The sequence below is a fragment of the Enterocloster bolteae genome, from assembly GCF_002234575.2.
Taxonomy (GTDB): Bacteria; Bacillota; Clostridia; order Lachnospirales; family Lachnospiraceae; genus Enterocloster; species Enterocloster bolteae.
The window spans coordinates 4,970,923-4,995,492 of sequence record NZ_CP022464.2; the positions used below are offsets into that span (position 1 = coordinate 4,970,923).

The following is a 24,570-nucleotide window of genomic DNA, read 5'->3' on the forward strand; positions in this document are numbered from 1 at the left end:
AATACCCATACAAACAAACCACAGAGATCATACAGAGGAAACAGATTATGTCTATCAATTCATTTGACAATTATCCCATGAGCTGGAAACCGGATTTAAGCAGAACATCAGGCCCAAAATATCTGGCGCTGGTAAGCCTGATGGAAGAAGATATTAAGAACGGAACACTGAAAGCAGGAACAAAGCTGCCGCCCCAGAGAGAATTGGCGGATTACCTGAATGTAAACCTAAGCACCATATCCAGGGCCTTTAAATTGTGCGGCCAGAAGGGCCTTCTGTCTGCCTCCGTAGGAAACGGTACCTACGTCTGTGCGGATGTCTCTGCGGAGACCATACTTCTGTGCGGACGTGAGAATCCGCGGATGATTGAAATGGGCGCACTGGTCCCCCAGGTGTCCGGGAACCGGCTGGTCAAAATCTACACAGAGCGGCTGTTAAAGCGGCCTGACGCCCTGAACCTCTTTTCCTACGATGACCCGGAGGGAACAGGACGGCAGCGTGAAGCCGGCGTGGCCTGGCTTCAAAAATCAGGCTTTTCTACCGATAAGGACCATGTTCTGCTGGCAGCAGGCGGTCAGAACGCACTGACAGCGGCACTGGGCGCATTGCTGGAACGCGGGGATAAGCTGGGAACGGACCCCCTGACTTATCCGGGTGTTAAAACCGCGGCCAAGCTTCTGGGAATCCATCTGATACCTATTCAGAATCATGATTATGAGATGACAGAGGAAGGGATCCGGTATGCCGTACAAAATGAAAAGATAAAAGGCATCTATGTAATTCCGGATTACCACAATCCCACCTCGCATATCATGTCCCTGGAGACAAGGAAAAGGATTGCAGAACTGGCCAGGGAGAAACATATCCTGGTAATTGAGGACGGAATCAACAACCTGCTGACGGAAAATCCCCTGCCTCCCATTGCTTCTTTTGCCCCGGAACAGGTCATCTATCTGTCAAGCCTGTCCAAAACCATTGCCGCCGGGTTGAGGACTGCTTTTGTCCATGTGCCGGACCAGTATCACCGCTGCCTGGCCACCACCCTTTATTCCATGAATATTTCCATCTCCCCGCTGCTTGCAGCTGTATCCGCGGGACTGATTGCAGATGGGACTGCAGATGAAATTATAAGGGGACGGAAGGAGGAACTGCGCAGGCGCAATCATATAATCAGCCAATCCTTAAAAGGCTTTGCACTGGACTGCCCGCCTACCAGCCCCATGAGATACCTGCGCCTGCCGGATTATTTTACCGGCAAAAGCTTTGAAATCTGCGCAAAACAGGCCGGGGTGCAGGTCTATGGGGCTGAACGGTTTTCAGTTGGCAATAAACCGGCGGAAAAGGCAGTCCGCATTTCCGTCATAACCCCGCCGTCCATGGGGGATTTGGAGGAAGGGATTAGACGGTTGAGGGGGATTCTGGGGTGAGCCGTATCAGTCTTTTCCTAGCGCCATCATATACTCTGATCTGAGAACATTGGCCTGTCAAGCTTGGGATTCACTATGGGGTAATCCTCCCGATAGTGAGCCCCCCTGCTTTCCTGTCTTCTCAATGCGGCCTCCCCCATAAGACGTGAAGCTGTAATCAGACAATACAGCCGGAAGGCTTCCATATTAATTGCATCCTGCCTGGGAGACTCTGCAAGCTGCCGTCCAATCCGCTCCACAGTGCCAAGTACCTGCATAAGACCGGCTTCATTTCTGCTGATTAAAAGATGATGCTGGTTTACCGACTGCAGTTCATGGATTAAACCTTGTGTGTCCGCCTTTCTGTGTAGTATTTCCCACAATCTGTCATCCGGGTACATGGCAGCACTTTCTCTTTGCGGACGGTGGATACCTGCCCACTTTGCTGCATTTGTCCCCGCTATTTTCCCAAACACCTGGCAGGTCACCATCATATTCCCGCCCAGGCGGTCCGCTCCATGAGGACCGCCTGCCACTTCTCCAGCCGCATACAGTCCCGGCAGCGATGTGCTGCCTTCTGCATCAATGCATACCCCGCCGTTAATAGCATGGGCAAATACATTAATCTCCACCTTCTGCGTTAACAGATCCACCCCCTTGTCCTTCATATGGTTGCGAGCCACCGGCCACATGTGATGGAGTCCGCAGTCATCCGGTACATGACAGATATAATCATCTTTCATATGTCTTAAATCAGCAATGATACCTCCATGGCGTCCTCCTCTACCGGCTCTGATTTCCTTTTGAATTGCTATTTCTAAATATTTTGAATCATCACTGGATGAAAACGGGAAGTGTTTTCTATGTTCATCCATCACATATTCCGGTTGCATAGAATCTGGTATGTACTTTTCAAGGAAACTCTCTCCCTCCGAATTAGTCAGTAGAGGATGGGCTGCCCAGATATATCCGTTAAATATATTCATAAGAGGGTGTGAAAATCCGATTCCGCTCTGCATGAATTCCATATTAACCAATCTGGCACCTGATTCGTATGCCAGCATATATCCGTCTCCGCTGACATCCCCCGGATTCAGGTTTTTTTCAAAAGCCTGGGATGCGCCTCCTGATGCCAGAATGACTGCTCCTGCAGAGATATAGATTAGCTTCCCCCGCGAATCCACCCCCCATGCTCCGCAGCATATTCCATTCTTCTTCGCCAGCTCTATGATAGTAACTCCTGTCAGGGACTGAATATCTGGACGTCTGCGTATCTGCCGGATCAATGCCTGTACAATTGGTTCTCCATGGCCCCGTATGACATGTGTACGGGGAATGCTTGCAAAACAACTTTTAAATGTATAATATCCGTCCCCTTCCCTGTCAAATTCGACCCCCCATGATTCAAGTTCATCAATTGTCTCAGGTGCTCCTTCAGCCAGGATTGCAGCCAGCTTTTCATCCGCCATTCCCTGTCCGGCAGCCATTATATCCTGGTAATGACATTCCACATCTCCCGGCACATGGGGATCCCCTGCGTTATATCCGGCCATCTCTGCCACAGGATATGTAGTGGCCCCGCCTAATCCAAGCGGCATTTTAGCAGCTATGATTACATCAGCTCCTGCGTCGCAGGCTGCTAAGGCTGCCCTTAAGGCCGCCCCTCCTCCTCCTATAACCAGTACATCTGTCACCAATCTGTCCATTTTCAGTTCCTCTCTGCCTATATGATTATCTGAACTGCGGGGAACGTTTGCCAAGGAACGCATCTACCCCTTCTTTACAGTCCTCTGTTTTGAATATGCTCCGGCTAAATTCCAGGTTTTTATAGAAACATTTATCTGAGGATACCATGCCGATTTCCCGTACCCCCTTCTTTATCAGCTTGATAGCTTCAAACGGTTTATGAGCGATTCTTTCAGCCAGGTCAAGCGCAGCACTGACTGTCTTGCCGGCCGGAGCCAGTCGGTTGACCAGTCCGAGACGCAGACAGTCCTCTGCATCAATGAATTCTCCTAAAAACATCATCTCCATGGCTTTGGAAGCACCAACTAATTTAGGCAGTCTGAAAATTCCTCCGCTTCCCGGAAAAACCCCCAGATTAATCTCTGGCTGTGCAATTCTTCCGCTTTCGGAAAGAATTCTCAGGTCGCAGGCCATTGCCATCTCGTAGCCGCCGCCGCATACATTTCCTTCCATGGCAGCGATAACCGGCTTATCCAGAAATTCAATTGCATTGAATACTTCATTCTCCTTCTGCAGCTTTTTTCCAATTACATCATCCCAAACCAGAGGAAATTCCTTTACATCAGAACCTACGCAAAAGGCTTTTTCTCCAGATCCAGTAAGCACCACCACCCGTACTTCATCATCCTGTTCCAATCGGAACAGCGTTTCCTTTAACTCGCGGCTAAGTTCCAGGGTCACCAAATTAAGCGGCGGATTATTTAAAGTAATTAGCGCTACCTTATCTGCTGGTTTCTCTACTAAAATCAGGTTGTTTTCATACTCCATATCAATTCTTCCTTTCATGATTTCTAACAATCAGTCCCTTTCTCTCTAACTGGTTTAATTCCCGCTGGGTATACCCGGCTTTTTCTAATATCTCGTCTGTGTGCTGGCCAAAAGCCGGGGGCAGATTACGGACTGCCGGACGTACGCCGTCGTAATAATTGGCATGCCCTAATCCCCGCAGAGTCCTGCCCTCACTTTCCCCCAGCTCTATAAACGGCCGATTATAAAGAATCTGGTCATCCTTCATTACCTGCTCATACTCATTTACCGGAGCAAACCACATATCCTCCATGCGTTCAAATATCTCCACCCACTGCGCTGTTGTCTTTTTCTGCATTTCCTGATTTATCATCTGGTCAAATTCCACGCGTCTCTCCATGGCATCCTGTTCCGTAAAGTTCTCTATAACACCAGGAGTAAATAAGCTGCACAGCCGGTCATGATGTGTCAAGGATACTGTTATGCATCCGTCCGCCGTAGGATATACCCCATATGGGGACTGATGTATCCTGGTGGACAAGCCGGTATCTGCCCGGTCAATAAATCTCCCTCCATTTAAATAATAACCAATTGTTTCAATCTGCAAATCCAGGGAAGCAGACAGCAGACTGGTCTCAACCTTATGCCCTTGTCCTGTTATGTTCCTGTGGCGGGCTGCTGCAATAATTCCCAAAGCTATAAGTACTGCCGCATGCTGTTCAATGAGGGCTGCCCCTGCCGGAACAGGCGGTTTTGAACCTGGACCGTTCAAAGAGGCCAGTCCGCTTTTCGCCTCCATCAGCAGTTCATCATCCGGATTCTGGCAGCATCCGCTGCCATCCGCTGTACAGATGCACCATATAAGCTGTTTGTGAGACCTGAGCAATTCATCATATTGGATGCCCCACCCCTCCAGCAGTCCAGGAGGAGAATTATCCAGTACAATATCATAGTCCTGCAGCAGGCGGTGTAATATATCAATGCCTTCCGGTGACTGCGGATTGAAGGAAATACTCTTCTGATTCCGGCCTGTCATCTGAAAAAACAGACCGTTTTCCCCATCCAGAACACTTCCAGGCCGGATACGGCCTGTCATATCCCATTCCACCCGCACAACCTCGGCTCCCAGATCAGCCAGTATCTGACTGGCTGAACCGCCATAAAGCCCATGGACAAAGCTGAGTATCTTCATACCCTCCAACATCATAGAATCCTCCCGATTAAGTCTGCTTCATCACAGCAGCAGCGTACTTAATGCAGGGACAAATACAATCAGGAAAAACACCGCTGTATATCCCAGAAAAAAGGGAAGCTCACCTTTGGCTATATCACCCATTTTTAATTTTGAGACAGAGGCTGCCGCAAACAGATTTACTGCCACAGGAGGAGTCATACATCCAATAACATTCGCTATACACATAATCATTCCAAAATGAATGACGCCAATTCCCAGGGTCTGTGCTATGGGCCAGAGAACCGGTACCAGAAGCACACAGGTAGCTATCCCCTCCAGGAATGTGCCGAACACAAGCAATACCAGGGCAACAATCAGACAGAACATCCATGGAGCCAGATTCATGGCCACAATTGCATCCACCAGCTGTCCTGATATCCCCGAGAATGTAAACAGCCATGAAAATGCTGTGGAGGTTGCAATGATGAATAAAATCATGGCACTGCTCTTTCCTGAGGCCAGAAGTATACGGTAAATATCCCGGGGATGCAGTTCCCGGTAAACAAAAACACTTACAATAAAAGAATAGATAACTGCAACGGCCGCTGACTCAGTGGGCGTCATAAGCCCGGAATATATACCTCCCAAAATAACAAACGGAAGAAAAAGGGCAGGCAGTGCATGGATAAAATGTTTTGCAAGCTGGCTGACGCTTGTCCTCTCCGTATTTTTAGGCCACTTCTCCTTATTGGAATAGTAGATGCAGATTACCACCAGTACAATGGAAATCATAAGTCCTGCTACAATTCCCCCCTTAAACATATCCCCTACCGAACTGTTGGTAATGGTACAGTAAACCACCATAATAATGGAAGGAGGAATAATGGGACCCAGCCCCCCGGACACTGTCAGTAATCCTGCACACCGTTCTTTTGGATAGCCCAGACGCACCATATCAGGATAAAGCATTCCGCCGATTGCCAGCACCGTGGCCGGCGCCGAACCTGACAGAGCGGCAAAAAAAGCGCAGGCCAGTACCATTGCGTACCCCATTCCCCCTCGTATATTACCTATAATACTGTTGCAGAAATCCACCAGACGGCGGGATATTCCACCTTCTGTCATAAGATTTCCCGCCAGCACAAAAAGGGGAATCGCCATAATGGATACTGAATCCAGGGCAGTAAACATTCGCTGGGGCACCACTGCCATAGGAACGTCAAAGCACAGCAGAGACGCCATGGTCGCCGCTCCCAAAGAAACCGAAATAGGCACACCGATTATCAGTAACACAATCATGGTTCCGAACAAAATTATTGCAGTCATGACGCATCCTCCTTTCCTTGGTCTTCCGCCGCTTTTTCCATAACCAGGCAAACCAGCGCTGCTGCCTGTATTACGGTAATGATTCCAAAGCTGAGGGTCAATGCAAAGTAAGGTATGGCCATGGGCAGATGTAAACCAGGTGATACCTGCCCGGAAGACAGCTGTGTTTTAAGAATGGTAAAGGATGAAAAAAAGCAGACTCCGGAAAAAATCGCCACCACGGCCTTTGAAATAATCCGCACTACCCTTCCTGTCATTCCGTGTATTTTATCCGTAATAGCCGTGATGGAAATTTGTGTATTGTCCCTTAATCCTGCCTCTGTTGCCAGCAGTGCCATATAAACCATGCAATAGCGTGCTAATTCCTCCAGCCATGAAACACCTGCATGGATTATATTTCGGTTAACTACCTGGGCAAAGGACGCCAGCACCATAACCGTAAATGTGGCCACCAGAATAAAATCCTCTATCTTCTGTAAATTGGCAAACAGCCTTTTCATCCTTATCCCTCCTATTTTTCAGCTTCAATCGCTTCCACCCAGGCCGGATCCATTCGGTCTGCAAACTGTTCCATTGCCGGTTCTACCAACTTTCGCATATCATCAATAGGTATCTCATAAAATTCCACGCCCAGCTCTGTCAGTTCCTTTACTGCCGCCTCATTTGCCTCCACCAGATAATCCCTCTGTCTCTGTGCTCCTGCTTTTACACCTTCCACAAAGTCTTCCCTCAAGTCATCCGGTATCTGATTCCATGCCTTGTCCGACATAAACACGCCCATATAACCAAAAACATGATTGGTCCATGTTACGTTTTTGGTTATCTCATAGTAGCGATTGGCAATCAGATTGGCGATGGCGTTCTCTGCCGCGTCAATGGTGCCCTGCTGTAAACCGGTAAAAACATCTCCGGATGCCATTGGTGTGGCAATTGCCCCCATGGCATTAAACGCCGCAATATGTAAATCATTCTCCATGGTGCGTATTTTAAGATTTTTCATATCTTCCAGGGATGTGACCGGACGGGTGGAGAAGATATTGCGGAAACCTACATCCATCCAACCCACTGTATGTATTTTCTGCTCTTCTGTTTTTTCAGCAATCAGTGTTCCGACTGTTCCATCAATAACACGATGGGCTTCATCTGCTGTCTCAAATAGAAATGGCTGGTCAAGCACCGCCATTTCAGGAATGAAAGAGGTGAGTACTGCGTTGGAGGCCGTAAACATGTCAATGGTACCCATTTGCGCACCCTCGTACATGTCTCTTTCATTACCCAGCTGCCCGCCTGCAAATACCTGTATGGTTATTCTTCCGCCGGTAGCCTTATTCACTTCTTCCGCAATGGCCAGTGCTCCCTTATGGAAATTGCTTCCATCCGGGTCCACCATTCCCAGTTTAAACGTAATGGCGTCTTTCTCAGGCTTTGCCTCCGGGACCGAATCTGCTTCTGTTTTCACATCTGAAACTCCTGCTGAAGTGGTTTCCGCATTCTTACCCTGCCCGCAGGCTGCCAGCATTCCGGCTGTTAATACTGTTGTCAACAATACTGCAATCTTCTTCATAATCAAATTCTCCTTCTGCTTTATCCTGTTTTATTTGTCCTGCTTTTTTTCGGGTGACACAGCCTTTCCCTGCTTCATCATCTCCTGAATCTGTGAATCTGAATATCCTGCCTCCTTTAGCAGCTCTATCGTGTTCTCACCAAGCTCCGGCGGCAGCCGTCTTAAAGGCACTGGTTGCCCATCATAGCGGTTGGCATGTCCGAGAACTTTCACCTCGCCTGCTACCGGATGATTCATGGTCATAAAACACTGGTTATAAACAACCTGCTCATCCTTTACAACGTCCTCATATTCATTAACCGGCGCATACCATATTCCTAACTCCTCAAATATTAACTCCCACTCATTTGTAGTTCTCTTTAACAATTCCCGGCATACCACCTTGTCAAATTCAATGCGGTTATCCATCTGATCCTTTGCCGAAAAACCTTCCAGCGCGCCTGGTGTAAATGCCTGTTCCAAATTCTCAAAGGAGGTAAGGGAGAGTGTAATGTATTTATCTGCTGTCTTATAGATTCCATAGGGTGACTGATGAATCCTGGTCGATAAACCGGTATCTGCTCTCGGTGTAAGCGTCCCACCATTCAGATAATATCCAATAGGTTCAATCTGAAGATCCAGCGCTGACCCCAGCAGGCTTGCCTCAATGCGGTGTCCTTTCCCGGTTTTATCACGGTCATACACGGCAGCGGTAATGCCCAGGGCTGCCAATATAGCCCCGTGCTGATCCACCAGCGCTGTCCCTGTAGGCATGGGAGGATGATCTCCCGGTCCTGCCAATGCCGCCAATCCGCTCATTCCCTGTATGAGAAGATCCTGCCCCGGCTTTCTCACCTTGGGTCCACTGGAACCATAACCCGTACAGGAGCAATAGATGACTCCAGGGTTTAATTTTTTCAATTCTTCATATCCCAAACCCAGTTTATCCATAACTCCAGGCCGGAAGTTTTCCAAAATCACATCATACCCCTTATCACGGACCAGCCTGTAGATGGTCTCCCGTCCCTCGTCAGACTTTAAATCCAAAGCAACCCCTCTTTGATTGCGGTTCGCCATGAGGTAGAAAACGCTAACCCCATTTTTGTACGTATTGCAACCGGACCAGCCCCTCTCATAAGCACCCCTGCAAGACTCTACCTTTACCACATCGGCTCCCAAATCCGCCAATGCCTGTGCTGCTGACGGCCCCTGCAGATAATGGGTAAAACTAAGAACCTTTACTCCTTCTAACATTCTGAACATTCCCCTCCTTTTAATATTTTTACAGATTATAAACGTTTATAATTTCTTTCTTAAAAAAATCCGAAGAATAAACACTATGCTTCGAATCAAACATTTAAAATTATAAACGTTTATAATTTTATGTTTTTAAAATAACACACATAGATTGTGTTGTCAATAGTTCTTTGTCAGATTTTTTATTTTTATAATATTTGGTTATCTGTTTTTGTCTAAGTTTCACAAACAGGTATCCCCTCTTATATCGCATACTGACTGCCGAACAACAAGCTCTCCTCTTAGACGGGCGGGAGGAGCAGGGCTGTTGCCAGCTATACATTCAAGGAGATAATCCACACCTCCCTTAGCCATCACATCCTCCGGCTGACGAAAACTGGTGAGAGGCGGCATCATAAGTGAGGCCATTGAAATATCATCATAGCCGGTAACCGAAAAATCTCCGGGGATCGAAAGTCCGCAATCACTAGCCGCACTATATGCGCCAAAACACAGCATATCATTGGCTGCTATTAAAGCAGTAGGTCTTTCCCTGCCTTCAAGCACCTTCCGTATCCTCATATAGGAATCCTGTATGTCCTTTATATCAAAAATAAACTGCTTGGCGCATTGTTCCAACCCATGTTCTCTCAATGCCTCCATGGTACCCTCAAACCGCTCCTGATAAATCTGATTCTCAAAGCCCAGGTAAGCAGCGCAGATATTTTTATGGCCCCTTCCGATTACATATTTCGTCACTGTATATGCTCCATAAAAATTATCACTGGGAATACAATTTGCAATTCCTTTAAAGCTTCTATTCAGGAATACATACGGAATACCGGCATTATCAAACCCACGAAAATGCTCTATATGCCTTGAACAGGGCAATATAATCACACCATCCACATTCCGCTTTTTAAGGGTATCAACCAGACGCTTCTCCTTATTTAAATCTTCATTGGAATTACAGAGCAAAATCATATATCCCTTTTTTTCTGCATATTCCTCAATACTCTTAGCTACCTTTGGATAATATGGGTTGGTAATATCCGGTACAATTAACCCCAATGTGTCTGTACTTCCTATCTTAAGGCTTCTGGCCGAATAATTTGGCTTATAATCCAGCTCCCTGACCGCGGACAATACCTTTTCCATGGTCTTCGGTGTGATATTTTCTTTATTTGCAAGGGCACGGGACACCGTACAGATAGATACCCCAGCCAGTTTTGCAACATCCTTAATCGTTGCCATCTTCCATCCCCCAAATTGTAAACGTTTATAATTAAACACTACCATTTGTTTCTTAAACTGTCAAGAATTTCCCTGCTGTGGGGGGGATATTTTATATTGAACTATTTTATTTATCAAAAAGGCCGTCCCGAAATTGCCAAAATCTCAAACCGGCATTTTCAGGACAGCCTGTTATAAAATTATATGTATCACGCCTCTACACGGCCCCAAACTTCTCCTGAGCATCCAGCACATACTGCACATAGAAGGCAGCTCCGTTCACCAGAGCATCCTCATCCAGATCAAAGCGTTCATTATGAAGGGAATAGCAGCAATCCTTTGACTCGTTGCGGCATCCTACAAAAGCGTAAACCCCTGGAAATTTTTCCAGAAAGTAGGAAAAATCCTCACCGCCCGGCGTGCCTGCATATTTTACCAGTCCCTTGTCGCCCAGGATTTTCCTGACGGACTCCGCCGCAATCCCGCTGCAGTACTCGTCATTGATCGTTGCCGGGATATCAGAATAATAGTCAAACTCATATTCAGCCCTGTAAGCTTCACAGGTGCTCTTTATGATACGCTCAATCATACCCGGCAGTTCCTTCTGGAGCTTGGGATTGAAGGTGCGCACCGTACCGCTGAGCTCAGCCGTCTCGGCAAAAACATTGGCCATGGTACCGGAATGGAAGGTACAGATGCTGACCACCACCGTATCCATGGGGCTGGTCTCCCGGCTGGCAATACTCTGAAGGGCATCCACTACCTTTGCCCCCACATAAATGGGATCCACCGCGTACTGGGGCATGGCGCCGTGTCCGCTTTTCCCGATAATCTTAATATTCATGAAGGAAGCCGATGTATAGCGGGGACCGGGATCCACGGAGATGGTGCCGCTCTCCAGGTACGGGAATATGTGCATGCCCGCCACCGTATCCAGCTTTCCCACCTTTCCGGACTCCAGCACCTTTACCGCGCCGTTGGTCAATTCCTCCGCCGGCTGGAAGATAAGTTTTACCGTGCACTTAAGCTCATCCTGATGTTCTGCCAGAACCCTGGCCGCTGTCAGAAGCATGCTGATATGTGCATCATGTCCGCAGGCGTGCATGACGCCCTGGTTCTGGGAACAGTAGGGAAGACTCTTAACCTCCCGGATGGGAAGCGCGTCGATATCGCAGCGCAGGCCAATCACCGGCTGGTCCTCTTTTCCTTTCAGGGTGGCAATGGTGCCGGTTCCCGCCACCTCCTCATAAGGAATCCCCATCCCGGCAAGTTCATCCCGGATCCGTCCTGCTGTCTCCACCTCCTTCCAGCTCAGCTCCGGATGCTTATGGAATTCCCGCCGCATACTGACGGCATAATCATGATATTTCCCAACTTCTTCTATTACGTTCACAGTCAAAATCCTTTCTTACTAAATTTCTTCTTACAGGATTGCCCTTTTTTATATACCTTTTTATATACCCTCTTATATACCCTTTTATATGCCCTTTTATATGCCTTATTTATACCTTTTTATTTTACCTGCTTCACAGGTACGCCGGTTAAAACGGACCATAACCAATCTGAACGGCCACAAACAAAAAGATTAACTGCAGAATCAGGAAAAGTCCATGTAAAGGCAGGATAAACTTATACCAGCTCTTTAACGGTACCTTGCCAAGCGACAGGTAGATAAGCAGCGTTCCGTTGGTAAACCAGAAGGTATTGGATATACCGTCGCCAAACTGGAACGCCAGTACGGCTGTCTGCCTTGTAATATGCAGCATATCAGCCAATGGAACCATAATTGGCATGACCGCGGTGGCCTGTCCTGAGCCTGATGGAATCAGGGCATTGACAAAGAAATTTACAATGAACATGCCCACCGTGCTCACATAAGCGGAGGCGCTGCGCATCAGATTGGAAAGCCCGTGTACCAGAGGGTCCACCAGACCGCCGTTTGTCATGGTCCACTGGACCGCTCTGGCCACACCAATGATCAGGGCGCCGCTGAAGGCTCCTCTTGCGCCGTCAAGTACCATATTAATGCCATCGTCCAGATTCACCCGGTTGATTGCAGCAGACACAATACCGCCAATCATGAAGGTGGCTGCCATTTCCGTATATGACCAGCTCAGATTCAGGATACCGTAAATCGTTACAAGGATGGAGATGGTCAGGGAAATAACTGAAACCTTTTTGGGAAGGTCAAACTTAAGGCCTGGATCAACCGGAATGCGCAGGGAGGACGTGTCCACATCCTTCACAAGGCTCTTGGACGGATCTGCCTTCACCTTTTTTGCATACCGCATAACCCATACCAAGCTAAGTATCCACACGCAGACCAGTGCCGCAATCCTCAGCTCCCATCCGGAGAACATGGGCAGCTCGGCAATGGTATGGGAAATTCCTACTGTGTACACATTAAAAGGCGCAACCGCAAAGCTGATCAGACAGGCAAATCCGGATATGGCCATTCCGACCAGTGAGTCATACCCAAGGGAGAGGGCCAGGGATACGATAATGGGTACAAAGGGAATGATGTGCTCACTCCATCCCAGGATACCTCCGAAAATGAAAAACACAATCATTACAATTGCTATGATTACCTGGCTGCTCATCCTCTCGGAAGCCTTTAAAACACTGTTGATTGCAGCGCCTACCGTATTGGTCCTTTTGTAGATCTCCACAATACCGCCAATCAGCATGACACAGAACATCATATTGGCCGAGGCTGTCAGGCCTTCCGGAATGGACCGGAATATGTTAAAAAACGATACGGGCGTGCGCTCCGTGGCATGATAGCTGTCTGCCAGGACCCGTGTGACCCCGTCCACGGTTTCACGGTCATAGGCTCCCGGTATCACAAAATAGGATACGATTGCGCAGGCAAGTACCATCAGTACAAGCGGCACAAACGGATTCAAAGGCTTGTTTGCTTTTTGCTTATCTTTCGTCATTGTTTTCCCCTTTCCCTGGCAGGAATTTAAAAATAGCGTATGATATTCTCCACCAGTTCCAACATTTTCTTTACGTCCTCAATTACAACATACTCTCTTGCACTGTGTGAATGATAGATATTAAAGCCAATGGGCACGGTCCTGATTCCCAGCTGGTTTGTGCAGGTGGCGTCCAGGACTCCAAATGACCTGGCCGGTATCATGGAAAGCCCGGACCTGCTGTAGATGGAAGCCAATCGTTCCAGCATATCTGTATTTTCACTGAAATCTGTTTCCGGAACATCCTCCTCTTCCCTGATATTGCATTTGCACCCCATGCGCTCAGCCGTCTCCTCCGCCTTACGGCGGATCCTATCCCGGATCTCCTGCTTGATATCATTGCCAAAGCAGCGGATTTCCACATCAAACCGGGCGTATTTGGGCACTGCATTGGATGGCGAGAGGGATACCAGATCAAATACATTGATGCTCAGGTTATCGTTCAGCCTGCCAACAGGTATCTGGTGAATGATTTCCACTGCTGTCAGCAGGGCATTGACCCCCGGCTCCTCATTGCGGATAACATGGGCGGCGCGCCCAATCAGTTCCACATTCATATAAAGCCTGGCTGGTGTGCGTGTCAATACCTCCCCTGTCACGTAGTGGTCGATGACAATTGCCTCCTCGCTCTCTATCCTGGAATAGTCCGCATACTTTGCTCCGTGGAGCCCCAGCTCCTGGCACACGGTAAACAAAAGCTCTATGGGGCGGTTTATTTCTCCCTCCTGCATAAGCCGCTCCACGGCCTCCATGACCACCGCGATGGCCAGCTTGCCGTCAGCCCCCAGTACGCTGCTGCCTTTACTCCTGATGCACCCGCCTTCCACACAGACCTCCACTTGATTGCTGGGCGCAGCCGTATCCAGATGGAATACGAACAGAAAAGGGGTTTTACCGGACCTGCCCGGAATTCTGGCCAGGATATTCCAGCCGTCGGTCACCACCTCATTGCCCAGCTCCTGGCGCTCAAACGGAATCCCCATTCCGGCAAGCTCCTGCTCCATATATTCACAAAATGCCTTTTCATTATGGGATTCGCTTGCGCACTCCGCATAACGTATAAACCGCGAAACTGTCCTGTCTACGTTTCTCCCTCCTTCCATTCCTTACCCTGCAGGCTGTATTTTCCTCGCAGGCTGCATTTTCCCCACAGGCTTCATTTTCCCCACAGGCTGCTTGTTACAAGTGATACCATTTTATCATTTAGGTATGTGAAAAACTATTGTTTAAACCATGTAAGTTTTATTCTGTTTTTTGTTTAAATGCACAAATTTCCATGTATATATTGCGTATTTTACAGGATTTATTATAATAAATGAAAAAGAGGACAATAAACAACGTGCCTGCACGGCCTGCAAGGAGGTAACCTGTGATTGATAATAAGATTATGTATGAAATTATAGAAAAACTGCACGAAAGCTTTTCTGCTTCCATCAGTATCTGCGATGTAAGCGGGCGCGTCATTGTGTCCACGGATTCTTCCTGCATGGGCGAGATGAATCTGCTTGCCATAGAGGCCCTTAATATAAATTCCAAGGTAACCGTGTCCATGGACAGTAAGATTCAAAAGGCAGGCGCGGCCATGCCTCTGCGTTTTCAGAAAAGCCGGATGGGCGCCGTGGTTCTCCAGGGCGCAGGTTCCTCCAGCTCCCAGCTGGCTGAACTGCTGAGCAAGACCATTGAACTATTGTATGAAGAACTTATCCTTTCCAAGAAAAAACAAAACCGGACCCAGGAGCGGGACCAGTTTCTCTATGAATGGCTGCACCTGCAGTCCGATTATACGGAAAATTTTATAAAGCGAGGGGAGCATCTGGGTATTGATATCACAGGAAACCACACCATAATCCTGATGGAGCGCAAACAGGACGACCTCTTTACGTCCACCTCCATCATTCAGAACCTTTTAGACGATCGTGATATCCTGCTTCCCCTCTCCCAGGACCAGAACCTGATTATCCTGAAGGAGAATGAGCATTTTGAAAAAAAATATAACCGTGTAATTGCCGCCGGACATAACTGCCATACCGGCATCTGTTCCGGCAGCGCCCACCTTCACACAGCCTATCAGGCTGCCCTTGAAAGCCTTAAGCTGGGTAAAATACTGTTTCCAGACGAGCATCTCCACTGCTTTGAGAAGATGAAGCTGGCAATTGCGCTGTCTAAAACCCCCATTCCCGGACTGGAGGACTCCTTTTCCCTTCTTGTCGCAAAGGGCAGAAACGCCCAGCTGGCCGATACGGCCATAACCTATATACGGCTGAACGGCGATATTCAGAAAATCTGCGACAAACTCCATATCCACCGCAACAGCATCCCCTACCGCATCCGCCGCATCCATGAAATCTGCGGCCGTAACCTGATGGATTACTATGACATGCTCTGTCTTTATGCGTCGTTCATACGGTATGCCGGGAAGGAAGCGGATATACAGTAGCGGGAAGGGCAGAGGCAGGTACTGGGCAGGCACTATGGCAAGTGCTATGGCAGCTCCTCCAGCATGTCTTTTACGCATTCAATAAATTTTTTCATGGCAGGTGACGCCTCCTTCCATGACGGAACTCCGATTCCAAGAGAGACAAACTGGGGAGGGTCAAAGGGCAGGGTGACCACATCTCCGGACCAGCTGAGGGTAATGAGCCTGTTGTTCAGGCTCATGCCCAGTCCGGCCTCCACCATACAGTAGGTGGTATATGCATCTGCTGTAGAAAAGCGTATGTCCGGCGTCAGATGTCTGGACCCAAGAAGGCGGTCGATTTCCGTATCCTGGTTAGGCATGGTTATGATAAACGGTTCGTTTTCCAGGGCGCACAGCGGAAATGATGCCTCCCCTGCCCCGGGGTGATTCTTCGGAAGCCAGGCCAGCAGCTCGTCCTGGCGAATGGGAATCCAGTCGCAGATTGTCCCGGCGGCAGGCTCAGCAAAAAAGCAGCAGTCAACGGACATCTCGTTCAGCCACCGTGTCATCTCACGGTTTCCACCCTCCTTCATGTTAATCCTGACATTGGGATACAACTGCCGGAACCGCTTCAATATGGGCGGCAGCCACATGGCTGAAACGCTGTAGTAGCTTCCAATGGTCAGGGCGCCGCTTAAAATGCCGCGGATATCCGCCCCTATCTCCAGGGCATGGTTATGGGCACGGACAATCTCCCGGAAAGCCGGAATCATCGCCTTACCGTTTTCCGTGGGAGACACGCCTTTTTTTGTTCTTATAAAAAGCGGGAACCCGACCTCCTCCTCCAGGGCGTTAATCATCCGTGTGATTCCGGACTGTGTATATCCCAGGAAAACACCGGCTGCAGTCAGACTTCCATGGTCAATGGCCGCCAGAAAGGCTTCGCATTTCGTAACATCCATATCTTTCTCCATCCATGATTATTTGTCATGGTTAATATGATAAATCAGGTTTTGTGTCATACATGAAATCATTGTACAATAGTGCCAATGACATGTCAAACACAATAAAAACATATTACGTTCGGTGTGGGAAAGGATGACTCTTTGAGAGAGTTCTCTCCCGGAAAGTGCCATTATCTTCACACACCGGAGATAAAAAAAGAGGATAACGAAATGGAACTTTGTATGCACAGCAGGCCTTCTTTTGCTTCCGATTATATGGAAGGCGCCCATCCGGCTATTCTGGCCCGCCTTATGGAGACAAACATGCTTAAGACCCAGGGATATGGAAGCGACCCCTTTTCCCAATCAGCCCGTGAAAAAATCCGCGCAGCCTGCGGCTGTCCGGATGCCGAAATACATTTTCTCGTAGGAGGCACACAGACCAACGCCACTGTCATACGCGGACTCCTTCACTCCTATGAAGGTGTAATTGCAGCCGGGTCCGGACACATCAGCGTCCATGAGGCCGGCGCAATTGAGCTGGGAGGACATAAGGTGCTGACTCTGCCCCATGTGTCAGGAAAACTCAGGGCAGCGGATATCGAAGGCCTGATTGGGGATTACAGAAAAGACGCAAACAGCGGACATATGGTCATGCCCGGCATGGTTTACATCTCACAGCCAACGGAATACGGTACGCTGTATTCGCTCAGTGAACTCCGGGAGATCAGCAGCGTGTGCCGCAAAAACGGTCTTCCGCTGTTCCTGGACGGCGCGCGGCTGGCCTATGCTCTATCCTGCCCCTGTAATGAGGTATCCCTCAAGGATATAGCCAGGCTCTGCGATGTGTTCTATATCGGCGGAACCAAATGCGGGGCCTTGTTTGGAGAAGCGGTTGTGATAACGCAGCAGAACCTGATCCCCCATTTCTTCACCGTCATTAAGCAGAACGGCGCCCTTCTCGCCAAAGGCAGAATGCTGGGCATACAGTTTGACACCCTTTTTGAAGATGACCTTTACATGAAAATCGGCGCTTCCGCTATAGCGGCCGCCGACCAAATCAGGGATACCCTGACAAAATGCGGATACCGCCTGTTCCTCGATTCACCCACAAATCAGGTATTCATTGTAATGGAAAATGAAGCCGCCGCCCAACTGGCCCGGAAAGCAGAGATTACCTTATGGGAGAAATATGATGACACTCACACCATGGTGCGTTTCGTAACGGATTGGGCAACCCAGCAAAGGGATGTGGACATGCTGGTTGAGATACTGGAACAGGAATGTAATCCCACGCTGGCCTGTGTTTCATAGAGGGCGCTGCACCACAGGCAGGTCTAAGTTTTCTTTGAGAATAAAAACGCGCTCCCAGGGCGGGAATATTCGGAAGATTCCCGCCCTCCCCTCCTTGCCTTTTCATTGGAGAATTTCACATTTTTGTCATCTGCCCCCTCTCAATTCATTTCTCATTCCATTGACCGGCTCAATAAATTGCTCCATAATGATTTCTCAGCATTCCTGAACATGTTCCCCTCTCAGATACCATGCTGTCTTAGCGCTTTCCTCCAGTTCCTCCAAGCCGTAAAAGGCATCAAGAATCGTCCTGCCTGCCACTACAGGACCATGCTGTTTCAGAAGATAAGCATCACTATTCATTATCCGTTCTTCCATATAGCCAAAAAGCTCCTGGCTTCCCGGCTTTGCATAGGGGATTATCCCTACGGTTCCCACTTTCATTTTAAGGTACGGAGTGTAGGCCGGTATCACATCTGTTTTCTTTTCATGTTCCAGACAGGACCACAGGACAGAATAAAAACTGTGTGTATGTACCACCCCTTTCATTTCCGGCTTGTACCGGTAAATCATAGCGTGAAGCGGATATTCCTTGCTGGGTTTTATCCCCTCCACGTGTGTACCATCCAGCAAAAGTGTAGAGAACTGTTCTTTTTCCAGAGTTCCAAAGCTGGTACCGCTTCCGGAAATATAGATAAAATCCCCTATCCTGATACTGATGTTTGCAGTTGATCCGCTCACCTTTCCCCTTTCAAACAGGGAATGTGCAATCTCTACTGCTGTCTCCAACTGACGCTCTGTGATGATATCCATATCTATCCCTCCAATTCCTTCACTGCCCGGCTAAAAAAATCCTCCTGGCCAAAATTTCCTGATTTCAGTACCAGACGCATTCTGGTATCCTCCAGTGGAACCATCACCGGTACACCTGGCGCGATGCTGTGGCCAATCCAGAACCCTTGGTATCCCAGGCGCTGGATAACCGCGCCTGATGTCTCACCGCCTGCCACGATAAGCCTTCGGTACCCGCTTCCTGCTGCCCTTGCCGCCAGTTCTGCCGTCAGCTGCTCCAGCATAAAGGAAATTTTTTCTTTTCCTTCTTCCTGAATCTTTCTCACCTGCTCCGGGCTGTCCGAGCTGTATACTAACATATTTTCACCCGGATGCATCTTAACAATATTCCATACATGCTCTGCTGTTTCCTCTCCTCTAAGAACACGCCCCGCATCTATCCTATAGCACGGATACCCGCCTTTTTCATAACTGCGAATCTGTCTCAGCGTTGCCTCAGAACAACTCCCTGCCAGAAGTAAGGCTTCCTGCCTGCTGCATGCCTTCTCTTTTCCATATTCTTCCTCTTTATCACACACTTTCTCTCTGCCACATGCTTCCTCTTTACCGCATGCTTCTCCGCTCACATCCACATCTGCATCCCGGTCAGCCATGGCTTTCTCTGCCAACAGCCTTCCCACATGCTCTGCAAGCCCGGAACCACCGGTATAAAATATAATATCGCAAAACTCCCGGGCAATCTCCTTTCCATGAGATTCCTCATAATAATCCGGTATCAGATAGCAATGCCCTTCCTGCCTGCATAGAGTTTCCTGTTCCTTTTTCCATTGTTCTTTCGTCTTTCCCGCCATGCTGATTCCTTTATACCGGCTCTGCATTTCAATCAGCCGTCCAAGTTCCGACTCCCGCATGGGAGTCAGGGGATGATTCCGCATGGAGCTTTCCTCCAAAAGGACACCATTGACATAAAGCTTTCCTTTCTCTACTGTCCTTCCATTGACCGGAAGCGCGGGACACAGTATTGTATATGGGTAACCAAACTTTTCCATCACGGCATCCGCCACCGGTCCAATGTTCCCTTCCTTAGTGGAATCAAAGGTAGAACAGTATTTAAAATACAGCTTCCGGGCGCCCTCCTGAAGCAGCCACCCAAATGCCCGGAGGGAATCAGCTACCGCCTGCTCCCTGTCCTGGGTTCTGGATTTTAACGCAATTACAACGGCCTGGGTCCCCTCAGCCACTGTATGACTGTCATCAGGAATCCCATTGTACAGGACAGTCACGAGTCCTGCTTTTACAAAAAAGGATGCCACATCACCTGCTCCTGTAAAATCATCCGCAACACAGCCAATATAAAATTTATTTTTCATACTCTCACCCTCCGCTCATTGTTTTTTGTTAAATATAGAGCCCGCAAGCTTACGGACTCTATACACCTGATTTCTATTCATTTCTTGCTTTATCCACAAGTTCAATGATGGGCGCGCACATATCATACTCATCATACATAACGGCCGTTGCCTTCTTAAACTCCTCCAAATCCGGCCGGCATATAGTTACCCCCATATCCTCAATCTGCTTCATACATTCCGTTTCCTGTTCTTTTATGATGCTGCGGCTCTTTAACTTGATTTCCTCACCGGCCTCCTGAATAATCTGTTTCAGCTCATCCGGATAGGACTGATATTCTTCCTCATTAAAATAGAAAGAGCCTTCGTAAGCAACATGGTCGGTCATAACACAGTACGGCGCAACCTCGTAAAACTTCAGGCTGAGGGTCAGCGCAATATCATTTTCCTGCCCCTGTACCACACCGGTCTGAATGGATGTGTACACCTCGCTTAAGGACATGGGAATTGGGGCCGCGCCAAGGCATTCCCAGATTCTCACATAGCCGGGGATATTGGGCACGCGTATCTTAAGCCCCTTCAGGTCGGCCATGGATTCAACCGGAACCGTGCTGGCCAATTCCCGGTTCATTCCATCAATAACAGACACCAGACGGAAGCCGCTCTGCTCTGCCACCATATCGGATACCTCGTCAAAATGATTATCCCAGAACCTGTATTGATGTTCCTTGTTGTCATACAGGAAGGGGAGACACCATACATTGAAAATATCATCCACAGCGCTCAGGGAACTGACACCATCCATAACAATATCAATATTTCCCATTTCCAGGCCTTCCAGGGCATCCACCAGCCCTCCCAGCTGTCCGGATGCAAATACCTCCCCTGTCACCTTTCCGCCTGTCTTTTCCTCCACAATATCCAGGAATTCCTGTGAGAGCTGGGTCATATAGTAATCACTGCTCTCTGTGGTTGCCAGTTTCCAGTGGTAAGAATAGTCCTCTCCGCCTTCAGATGCTTTTTCCTCATCTTCTGTCTTTGCCTCAGCCGCTGCCTGATTCCCAGAGGACGGTGCCTCTGCCTTTTTTCCTCCAGCCGTTTTGCAGCCTGTCAGCATGGATACTGTCATTGCAGCCATAAGAACCATTGAAATCAATTGTTTCTTCAAACCTTAATCCTCCTATTCTAATTAAACATTGAACGGTGCCACACAGTTACATTTCCAGCAACATAGTTACATTCCCAAGATGCCCGGAAGCCAGAGAGAGAGTGGTTCCACATATGTGATGACTGCAAGGGCAGCGAAACCCGCAATCAGAAATGGGATGGACGCCTTTACCTCCTCCTCAAAAGGAATCTCCGCAATGGCTGCTGCAATATATTGGTTTTCCCCTACTGGCGGTGTCGTAAGACCCAGCGCCAGATTTACTACCATTATAATCCCAAAGTGGACCGGGTCCACCCCCAGGGAGGTCGCAATCGGCAGTAATATAGGAGTAACTATCAGAATACCCGCTACAGATTCTATGAACATGCCAATAAAAATGAATATCAGATTTGCTACCAACAGGAAGATATACTTATTGCCGGCAATGGCGCTGATGGCTTTCCCCAGAAGGCTGGATACACCTGCGCTGGTCAGCAGCCAGCTGAATGCGCCGGACGCGCCTACCACGATCATGACAAGAACCGTATTCACGATAGCGCCGCCCATAATATTTCCAATATTTTGTAAATTTATTTCCTTATACCAGAAAGCTCCCGCTAAAAATCCGTAGGTGGCTGCCACCGCACCGGCTTCTGTAGGCGTGAAAATACCTCCGTAAATGCCCCCCAGAATGATAGTCGGCACCAGAAGTGCTGGTATTGCGTCCAGAAACGCCGTCCCCAGCTCCTTAAAGGTGAATGTGTTCATCTGGCTGATTTTTCTCTTTTTTGCCTGGTATGCGATTGTTACCATCAAGAAAAGGGCCAGCACAATTCCCGGAACGATCCCGGCCATGAACAGCTTACCGATGGACGTGGATGAGCAGACACCGTACATAATCATGGTAATACTGGGCGGGATAATAACACCCAAAGCGCCTGCAACCGCCTGGATACCAGCTACAAAATCCGCAGGATATCCGCGCTTCTTCATCTCTGGAATCAATGTGGAACCGATAGCTGCTGTGGTCGCTGCGGCAGAGCCGGACAGTGCGCCGAAAAATGCAGAGGCTACCACGATTACATGGGCCAGACCTCCTGCCATCCAGCCCACCAGGCAATCTGCCAAACGCACGATTCGTTTGGACATTCCCCCCACCTCCATCAGCTTTCCGGCCAGCATGAAGAAGGGGATAGCCATAAGAGTAAAGGAGTCAACAGAAGCATACGTTCTCTGGGCTAATGTGGCCACCTTCATCCCACTGCCAAGCATTATAAGTGCGGTAGGCAGTCCTATGGAGACAACCAGAGGGACGTTCAGAAACAGTAAAAGCAGCAGAAGTGAAAACAAAATTAAGGTTACGGTCAAAGAAGACATTTATGCATTTCCCCCTTCCTCTTGTGTATCTGTACTGTGGTATGCCTTCAAGCCTTCCTTCACTGCAAAAATACAGCAGGACAAGCCACAGTATACCAGAGAGATGAGCGTGATTGCATAAGGTACTTGTGTAATCGGGTATGTCTGTCCTTTACTGATTGTCATTTTCATATATGAAGCCGCAGATACCCCCAACAGGCCGAAGTACACAATCATAAACATCATGGCGGCAATATCAGTAATCCTTCTTCCCTTTTTCTTAAACAGCTTTTTTACAAAGAAATCCACCCGGATCAGACCGCCGTTTTTAAAAGCATAGCTGGCACCGGCAAATGTAGCCCACACAAGCATCCAGCGGGCCACTTCCTCGGTCCATGACAGAGGATTGCCCATAAGCCGGAAAATGATTTGTATAAGGATTACAACAATCATTGCCACCAATACAACAGAAGAAACTATCAGGTCAAAATGGAACTTTTTCATATCCGCTCCTCCTTACCATTACAGAAACCTGTGCTCTGCCTCCAGCACAGCCGTTTTCAGGATATCCACTGCAAAGTCCATCTCCTCCTCATCCAGAATCAAGGGCGGGGAAATCTGCAGCGCTTCCCCTGCAATGCCATCTGCGGTCCCTGTCACGCCTGAACTGATTAACAGCCCATGGTCAAAACAGTATCCCGCTAAAAAGCCGGACACATTTTTCTCCGGGTCAAAGGGCTCTTTCTTCTCCCGGTCCATCACCAGTTCAACACCAATCAGCATACCGACCCCTCGTATATCTCCAATCAACGGTGAATCACCTAAGGCTTCCTTTAATTTTCCCAGGAATACTTCCCCTTCTTTTGCCGCCCTCTCCACCAGGTTGTTATTTACGGTATAGGAAAGAACTGCGCTGGCTCCTGCACAGACCAGAGGATTCCCGGCAAACGTAAAGCTATGTATCAGATTTTTACTGCCCTTCTCAAACGCGTCCACCACCTTCTTATGAGCAATGACCGCTCCAATGGGCACATATCCGCCTCCCAGACCTTTGGCCACGCTGATCAGATCCGGCACAACGCCAAAATGGTCCATAGCAAAATTCTTTCCAGTCCTTCCAAAGCCGGTAATAACCTCGTCCACACAAAACAGAACGTTGTATTTATCACAGATTTCCCGAATTCGCTTCATATATTCTATGGGAGGCATGGTAGCACAGGATGTGGTTCCCACAATAGGCTCTATCAGAAATGCCGCCACCGTATCCGGACCCTCATATTTAATAATGCGTTCCAGCTCCTCGGCACAGGGCAGCCCGCATTCCGGATACGACAGCCCGTATGGACAGCGGTAACAATTACACTGTGCGATATGGGGCATCTTCATCAGGTAATTATCATATTTCTCCCTCCAGGATGGCCTTCCTCCATATGTCAGGGTAGCGATTGTATTTCCATGGTAGCTCTGCCAGCGGCTGATAATTTTATATTTTCCCGGTCTGCCTGCCTCTATCTGGTACTGCCTCGCAATCTTGCCCATGGATTCCACGGCCTCGGAACCTCCGGAGCAGAAAAATACCTTATCCATACCTTCAGGTGACAGTTCAATAATCTGATGGGACAGACGCTCCTTCGCCTCGCTGGTAAAAGTTCCGCCATACACATAGGAAACATTGGAAGCCTGCTGATACATGGCGTCAATAACCTCTTTTATACCCTGGCCAATATTGGTAACTGCTATCCCGGCCGCACAGTCCAGATATTTTTTTCCGTCCGTGTCATAAACCCAGGACCCCTCTGCCCTTTCTACACACTTGTACTTCTTGTCCAGATTCGCATAGAATACATTACTCATACCTACCTTTACCTCCTTGAAATGTTAAATCTAAAATTTCACATTGTG

Annotated in this window: 21 protein-coding genes; 3 read left to right on the forward strand and 18 right to left on the reverse strand. The window is 48.5% G+C overall.

The features are described 5' to 3' along the window. Nucleotides 1–47: 47 nt before the first annotated feature. Nucleotides 48–1,427, forward strand: a complete 1,380-nt coding sequence (locus CGC65_RS22960; protein WP_002568666.1) for an aminotransferase-like domain-containing protein — start codon at nucleotides 48–50, stop codon at nucleotides 1,425–1,427. A gap of 26 nt (nucleotides 1,428–1,453) precedes the next feature. On the opposite strand, the gene CGC65_RS22965 is transcribed toward CGC65_RS22960, so the two are convergent. From CGC65_RS22965 to CGC65_RS23015, 11 genes are all read right to left on the reverse strand, one after another. Beyond that, nucleotides 1,454–3,112, reverse strand: a complete 1,659-nt coding sequence (locus tag CGC65_RS22965) for an FAD-binding protein (protein ID WP_007036025.1) — start codon at nucleotides 3,110–3,112, stop codon at nucleotides 1,454–1,456. Between the two features lie 25 nt (nucleotides 3,113–3,137). Continuing rightward, on the reverse strand, nucleotides 3,138–3,920 hold the full coding sequence (locus CGC65_RS22970) for an enoyl-CoA hydratase/isomerase family protein (RefSeq protein WP_002568668.1): 783 nt from the start codon (nucleotides 3,918–3,920) through the stop codon (nucleotides 3,138–3,140). 1 nt (nucleotide 3,921) lies between these two features. Continuing rightward, the gene (locus tag CGC65_RS22975) at nucleotides 3,922–5,106 is read right to left on the reverse strand and encodes a CaiB/BaiF CoA transferase family protein (protein ID WP_002568669.1); all 1,185 of its coding nucleotides are present in this window, start codon (nucleotides 5,104–5,106) and stop codon (nucleotides 3,922–3,924) included. Between the two features lie 27 nt (nucleotides 5,107–5,133). Next, nucleotides 5,134–6,399 carry a TRAP transporter large permease gene (locus tag CGC65_RS22980; RefSeq protein ID WP_002568670.1) on the reverse strand — a complete coding sequence of 422 codons (1,266 nt, stop codon included), beginning with the start codon at nucleotides 6,397–6,399 and terminating at the stop codon, nucleotides 5,134–5,136. Beyond that, nucleotides 6,396–6,899 (reverse strand): TRAP transporter small permease, encoded by a 504-nt coding sequence (locus CGC65_RS22985; protein WP_002568671.1) that lies wholly within the window; start codon nucleotides 6,897–6,899, stop codon nucleotides 6,396–6,398. The genes CGC65_RS22980 and CGC65_RS22985 overlap by 4 nt, the downstream gene beginning before the upstream one ends. Before the next feature lie 11 nt (nucleotides 6,900–6,910). Then, nucleotides 6,911–7,963: a TRAP transporter substrate-binding protein gene (locus CGC65_RS22990; RefSeq protein ID WP_002568672.1), complete on the reverse strand. Its 1,053-nt coding sequence runs from the start codon at nucleotides 7,961–7,963 to the stop codon at nucleotides 6,911–6,913. A 30-nt stretch (nucleotides 7,964–7,993) separates the two neighbouring features. After that, entirely contained in the window at nucleotides 7,994–9,196 is a 1,203-nt protein-coding gene (locus CGC65_RS22995; RefSeq protein ID WP_002568673.1) for a CaiB/BaiF CoA transferase family protein, read from the reverse strand. A gap of 225 nt (nucleotides 9,197–9,421) precedes the next feature. Continuing rightward, a complete protein-coding gene (locus tag CGC65_RS23000; protein ID WP_002568674.1) occupies nucleotides 9,422–10,432 on the reverse strand; it encodes a LacI family DNA-binding transcriptional regulator in 1,011 nt (336 codons plus the stop codon). Nucleotides 10,433–10,628: 196 nt separating this feature from the next. Further along, nucleotides 10,629–11,804, reverse strand: a complete 1,176-nt coding sequence (locus tag CGC65_RS23005) for a M20 metallopeptidase family protein (protein ID WP_002568675.1) — start codon at nucleotides 11,802–11,804, stop codon at nucleotides 10,629–10,631. A gap of 148 nt (nucleotides 11,805–11,952) precedes the next feature. Next, nucleotides 11,953–13,350 carry a YfcC family protein gene (locus CGC65_RS23010; RefSeq protein WP_002568676.1) on the reverse strand — a complete coding sequence of 466 codons (1,398 nt, stop codon included), beginning with the start codon at nucleotides 13,348–13,350 and terminating at the stop codon, nucleotides 11,953–11,955. A 26-nt stretch (nucleotides 13,351–13,376) separates the two neighbouring features. Beyond that, nucleotides 13,377–14,492: a M20/M25/M40 family metallo-hydrolase gene (locus CGC65_RS23015; RefSeq protein ID WP_002568677.1), complete on the reverse strand. Its 1,116-nt coding sequence runs from the start codon at nucleotides 14,490–14,492 to the stop codon at nucleotides 13,377–13,379. A 266-nt stretch (nucleotides 14,493–14,758) separates the two neighbouring features. On the opposite strand from CGC65_RS23015, the gene CGC65_RS23020 reads away from it, so the two are divergent. After that, complete coding sequence (locus CGC65_RS23020) at nucleotides 14,759–15,826, forward strand: sugar diacid recognition domain-containing protein (protein ID WP_002568678.1); 1,068 nt, start codon at nucleotides 14,759–14,761, stop codon at nucleotides 15,824–15,826. A 44-nt stretch (nucleotides 15,827–15,870) separates the two neighbouring features. Here the strand turns inward: CGC65_RS23020 and CGC65_RS23025 are convergent, their stop codons facing one another. Beyond that, nucleotides 15,871–16,749 (reverse strand): LysR family transcriptional regulator, encoded by an 879-nt coding sequence (locus CGC65_RS23025; protein WP_002568679.1) that lies wholly within the window; start codon nucleotides 16,747–16,749, stop codon nucleotides 15,871–15,873. Between the two features lie 213 nt (nucleotides 16,750–16,962). Here CGC65_RS23025 and CGC65_RS23030 point away from each other — a divergent pair, with 213 nt between their 5' ends. Then, complete coding sequence (locus tag CGC65_RS23030) at nucleotides 16,963–18,045, forward strand: threonine aldolase family protein (RefSeq protein ID WP_002568680.1); 1,083 nt, start codon at nucleotides 16,963–16,965, stop codon at nucleotides 18,043–18,045. A 195-nt stretch (nucleotides 18,046–18,240) separates the two neighbouring features. On the opposite strand, the gene CGC65_RS23035 is transcribed toward CGC65_RS23030, so the two are convergent. From CGC65_RS23035 to CGC65_RS23060, 6 genes are all read right to left on the reverse strand, one after another. Then, nucleotides 18,241–18,837 (reverse strand): class II aldolase/adducin family protein, encoded by a 597-nt coding sequence (locus CGC65_RS23035; protein ID WP_002568681.1) that lies wholly within the window; start codon nucleotides 18,835–18,837, stop codon nucleotides 18,241–18,243. Nucleotides 18,838–18,839: 2 nt separating this feature from the next. Further along, complete coding sequence (locus CGC65_RS23040) at nucleotides 18,840–20,186, reverse strand: four-carbon acid sugar kinase family protein (protein ID WP_002568682.1); 1,347 nt, start codon at nucleotides 20,184–20,186, stop codon at nucleotides 18,840–18,842. Nucleotides 20,187–20,259: 73 nt separating this feature from the next. Then, entirely contained in the window at nucleotides 20,260–21,333 is a 1,074-nt protein-coding gene (locus CGC65_RS23045) for a TRAP transporter substrate-binding protein (protein ID WP_002568683.1), read from the reverse strand. Between the two features lie 66 nt (nucleotides 21,334–21,399). After that, nucleotides 21,400–22,689, reverse strand: coding sequence for a TRAP transporter large permease (locus CGC65_RS23050; RefSeq protein WP_007036014.1), 1,290 nt, complete (start codon nucleotides 22,687–22,689; stop codon nucleotides 21,400–21,402). Then, on the reverse strand, nucleotides 22,690–23,172 hold the full coding sequence (locus tag CGC65_RS23055; RefSeq protein ID WP_002568685.1) for a TRAP transporter small permease: 483 nt from the start codon (nucleotides 23,170–23,172) through the stop codon (nucleotides 22,690–22,692). A gap of 18 nt (nucleotides 23,173–23,190) precedes the next feature. Beyond that, the gene (locus tag CGC65_RS23060) at nucleotides 23,191–24,522 is read right to left on the reverse strand and encodes an aminotransferase family protein (RefSeq protein WP_002568686.1); all 1,332 of its coding nucleotides are present in this window, start codon (nucleotides 24,520–24,522) and stop codon (nucleotides 23,191–23,193) included. Between the last annotated feature and the right edge of the window lie 48 nt (nucleotides 24,523–24,570).

Coding starts and splice junctions, on each gene's coding strand:
- CGC65_RS22980 (WP_002568670.1), bottom strand. CDS start 6,399: ATGACTGCAATAATTTTGTTCGGAACCATGATTGTGTTACTGATAATC.
- CGC65_RS23050 (WP_007036014.1), bottom strand. CDS start 22,689: ATGTCTTCTTTGACCGTAACCTTAATTTTGTTTTCACTTCTGCTGCTT.
- CGC65_RS23030 (WP_002568680.1), top strand. CDS start 16,963: ATGGAACTTTGTATGCACAGCAGGCCTTCTTTTGCTTCCGATTATATG.
- CGC65_RS23025 (WP_002568679.1), bottom strand. CDS start 16,749: ATGGATGTTACGAAATGCGAAGCCTTTCTGGCGGCCATTGACCATGGA.
- CGC65_RS22995 (WP_002568673.1), bottom strand. CDS start 9,196: ATGTTAGAAGGAGTAAAGGTTCTTAGTTTTACCCATTATCTGCAGGGG.
- CGC65_RS22965 (WP_007036025.1), bottom strand. CDS start 3,112: ATGGACAGATTGGTGACAGATGTACTGGTTATAGGAGGAGGAGGGGCG.
- CGC65_RS22985 (WP_002568671.1), bottom strand. CDS start 6,899: ATGAAAAGGCTGTTTGCCAATTTACAGAAGATAGAGGATTTTATTCTG.
- CGC65_RS22960 (WP_002568666.1), top strand. CDS start 48: ATGTCTATCAATTCATTTGACAATTATCCCATGAGCTGGAAACCGGAT.
- CGC65_RS23010 (WP_002568676.1), bottom strand. CDS start 13,350: ATGACGAAAGATAAGCAAAAAGCAAACAAGCCTTTGAATCCGTTTGTG.
- CGC65_RS23015 (WP_002568677.1), bottom strand. CDS start 14,492: ATGGAAGGAGGGAGAAACGTAGACAGGACAGTTTCGCGGTTTATACGT.
- CGC65_RS23035 (WP_002568681.1), bottom strand. CDS start 18,837: ATGGATATCATCACAGAGCGTCAGTTGGAGACAGCAGTAGAGATTGCA.
- CGC65_RS23060 (WP_002568686.1), bottom strand. CDS start 24,522: ATGAGTAATGTATTCTATGCGAATCTGGACAAGAAGTACAAGTGTGTA.
- CGC65_RS23000 (WP_002568674.1), bottom strand. CDS start 10,432: ATGGCAACGATTAAGGATGTTGCAAAACTGGCTGGGGTATCTATCTGT.
- CGC65_RS23040 (WP_002568682.1), bottom strand. CDS start 20,186: ATGAAAAATAAATTTTATATTGGCTGTGTTGCGGATGATTTTACAGGA.
- CGC65_RS22970 (WP_002568668.1), bottom strand. CDS start 3,920: ATGGAGTATGAAAACAACCTGATTTTAGTAGAGAAACCAGCAGATAAG.
- CGC65_RS22975 (WP_002568669.1), bottom strand. CDS start 5,106: ATGATGTTGGAGGGTATGAAGATACTCAGCTTTGTCCATGGGCTTTAT.
- CGC65_RS22990 (WP_002568672.1), bottom strand. CDS start 7,963: ATGAAGAAGATTGCAGTATTGTTGACAACAGTATTAACAGCCGGAATG.
- CGC65_RS23055 (WP_002568685.1), bottom strand. CDS start 23,172: ATGAAAAAGTTCCATTTTGACCTGATAGTTTCTTCTGTTGTATTGGTG.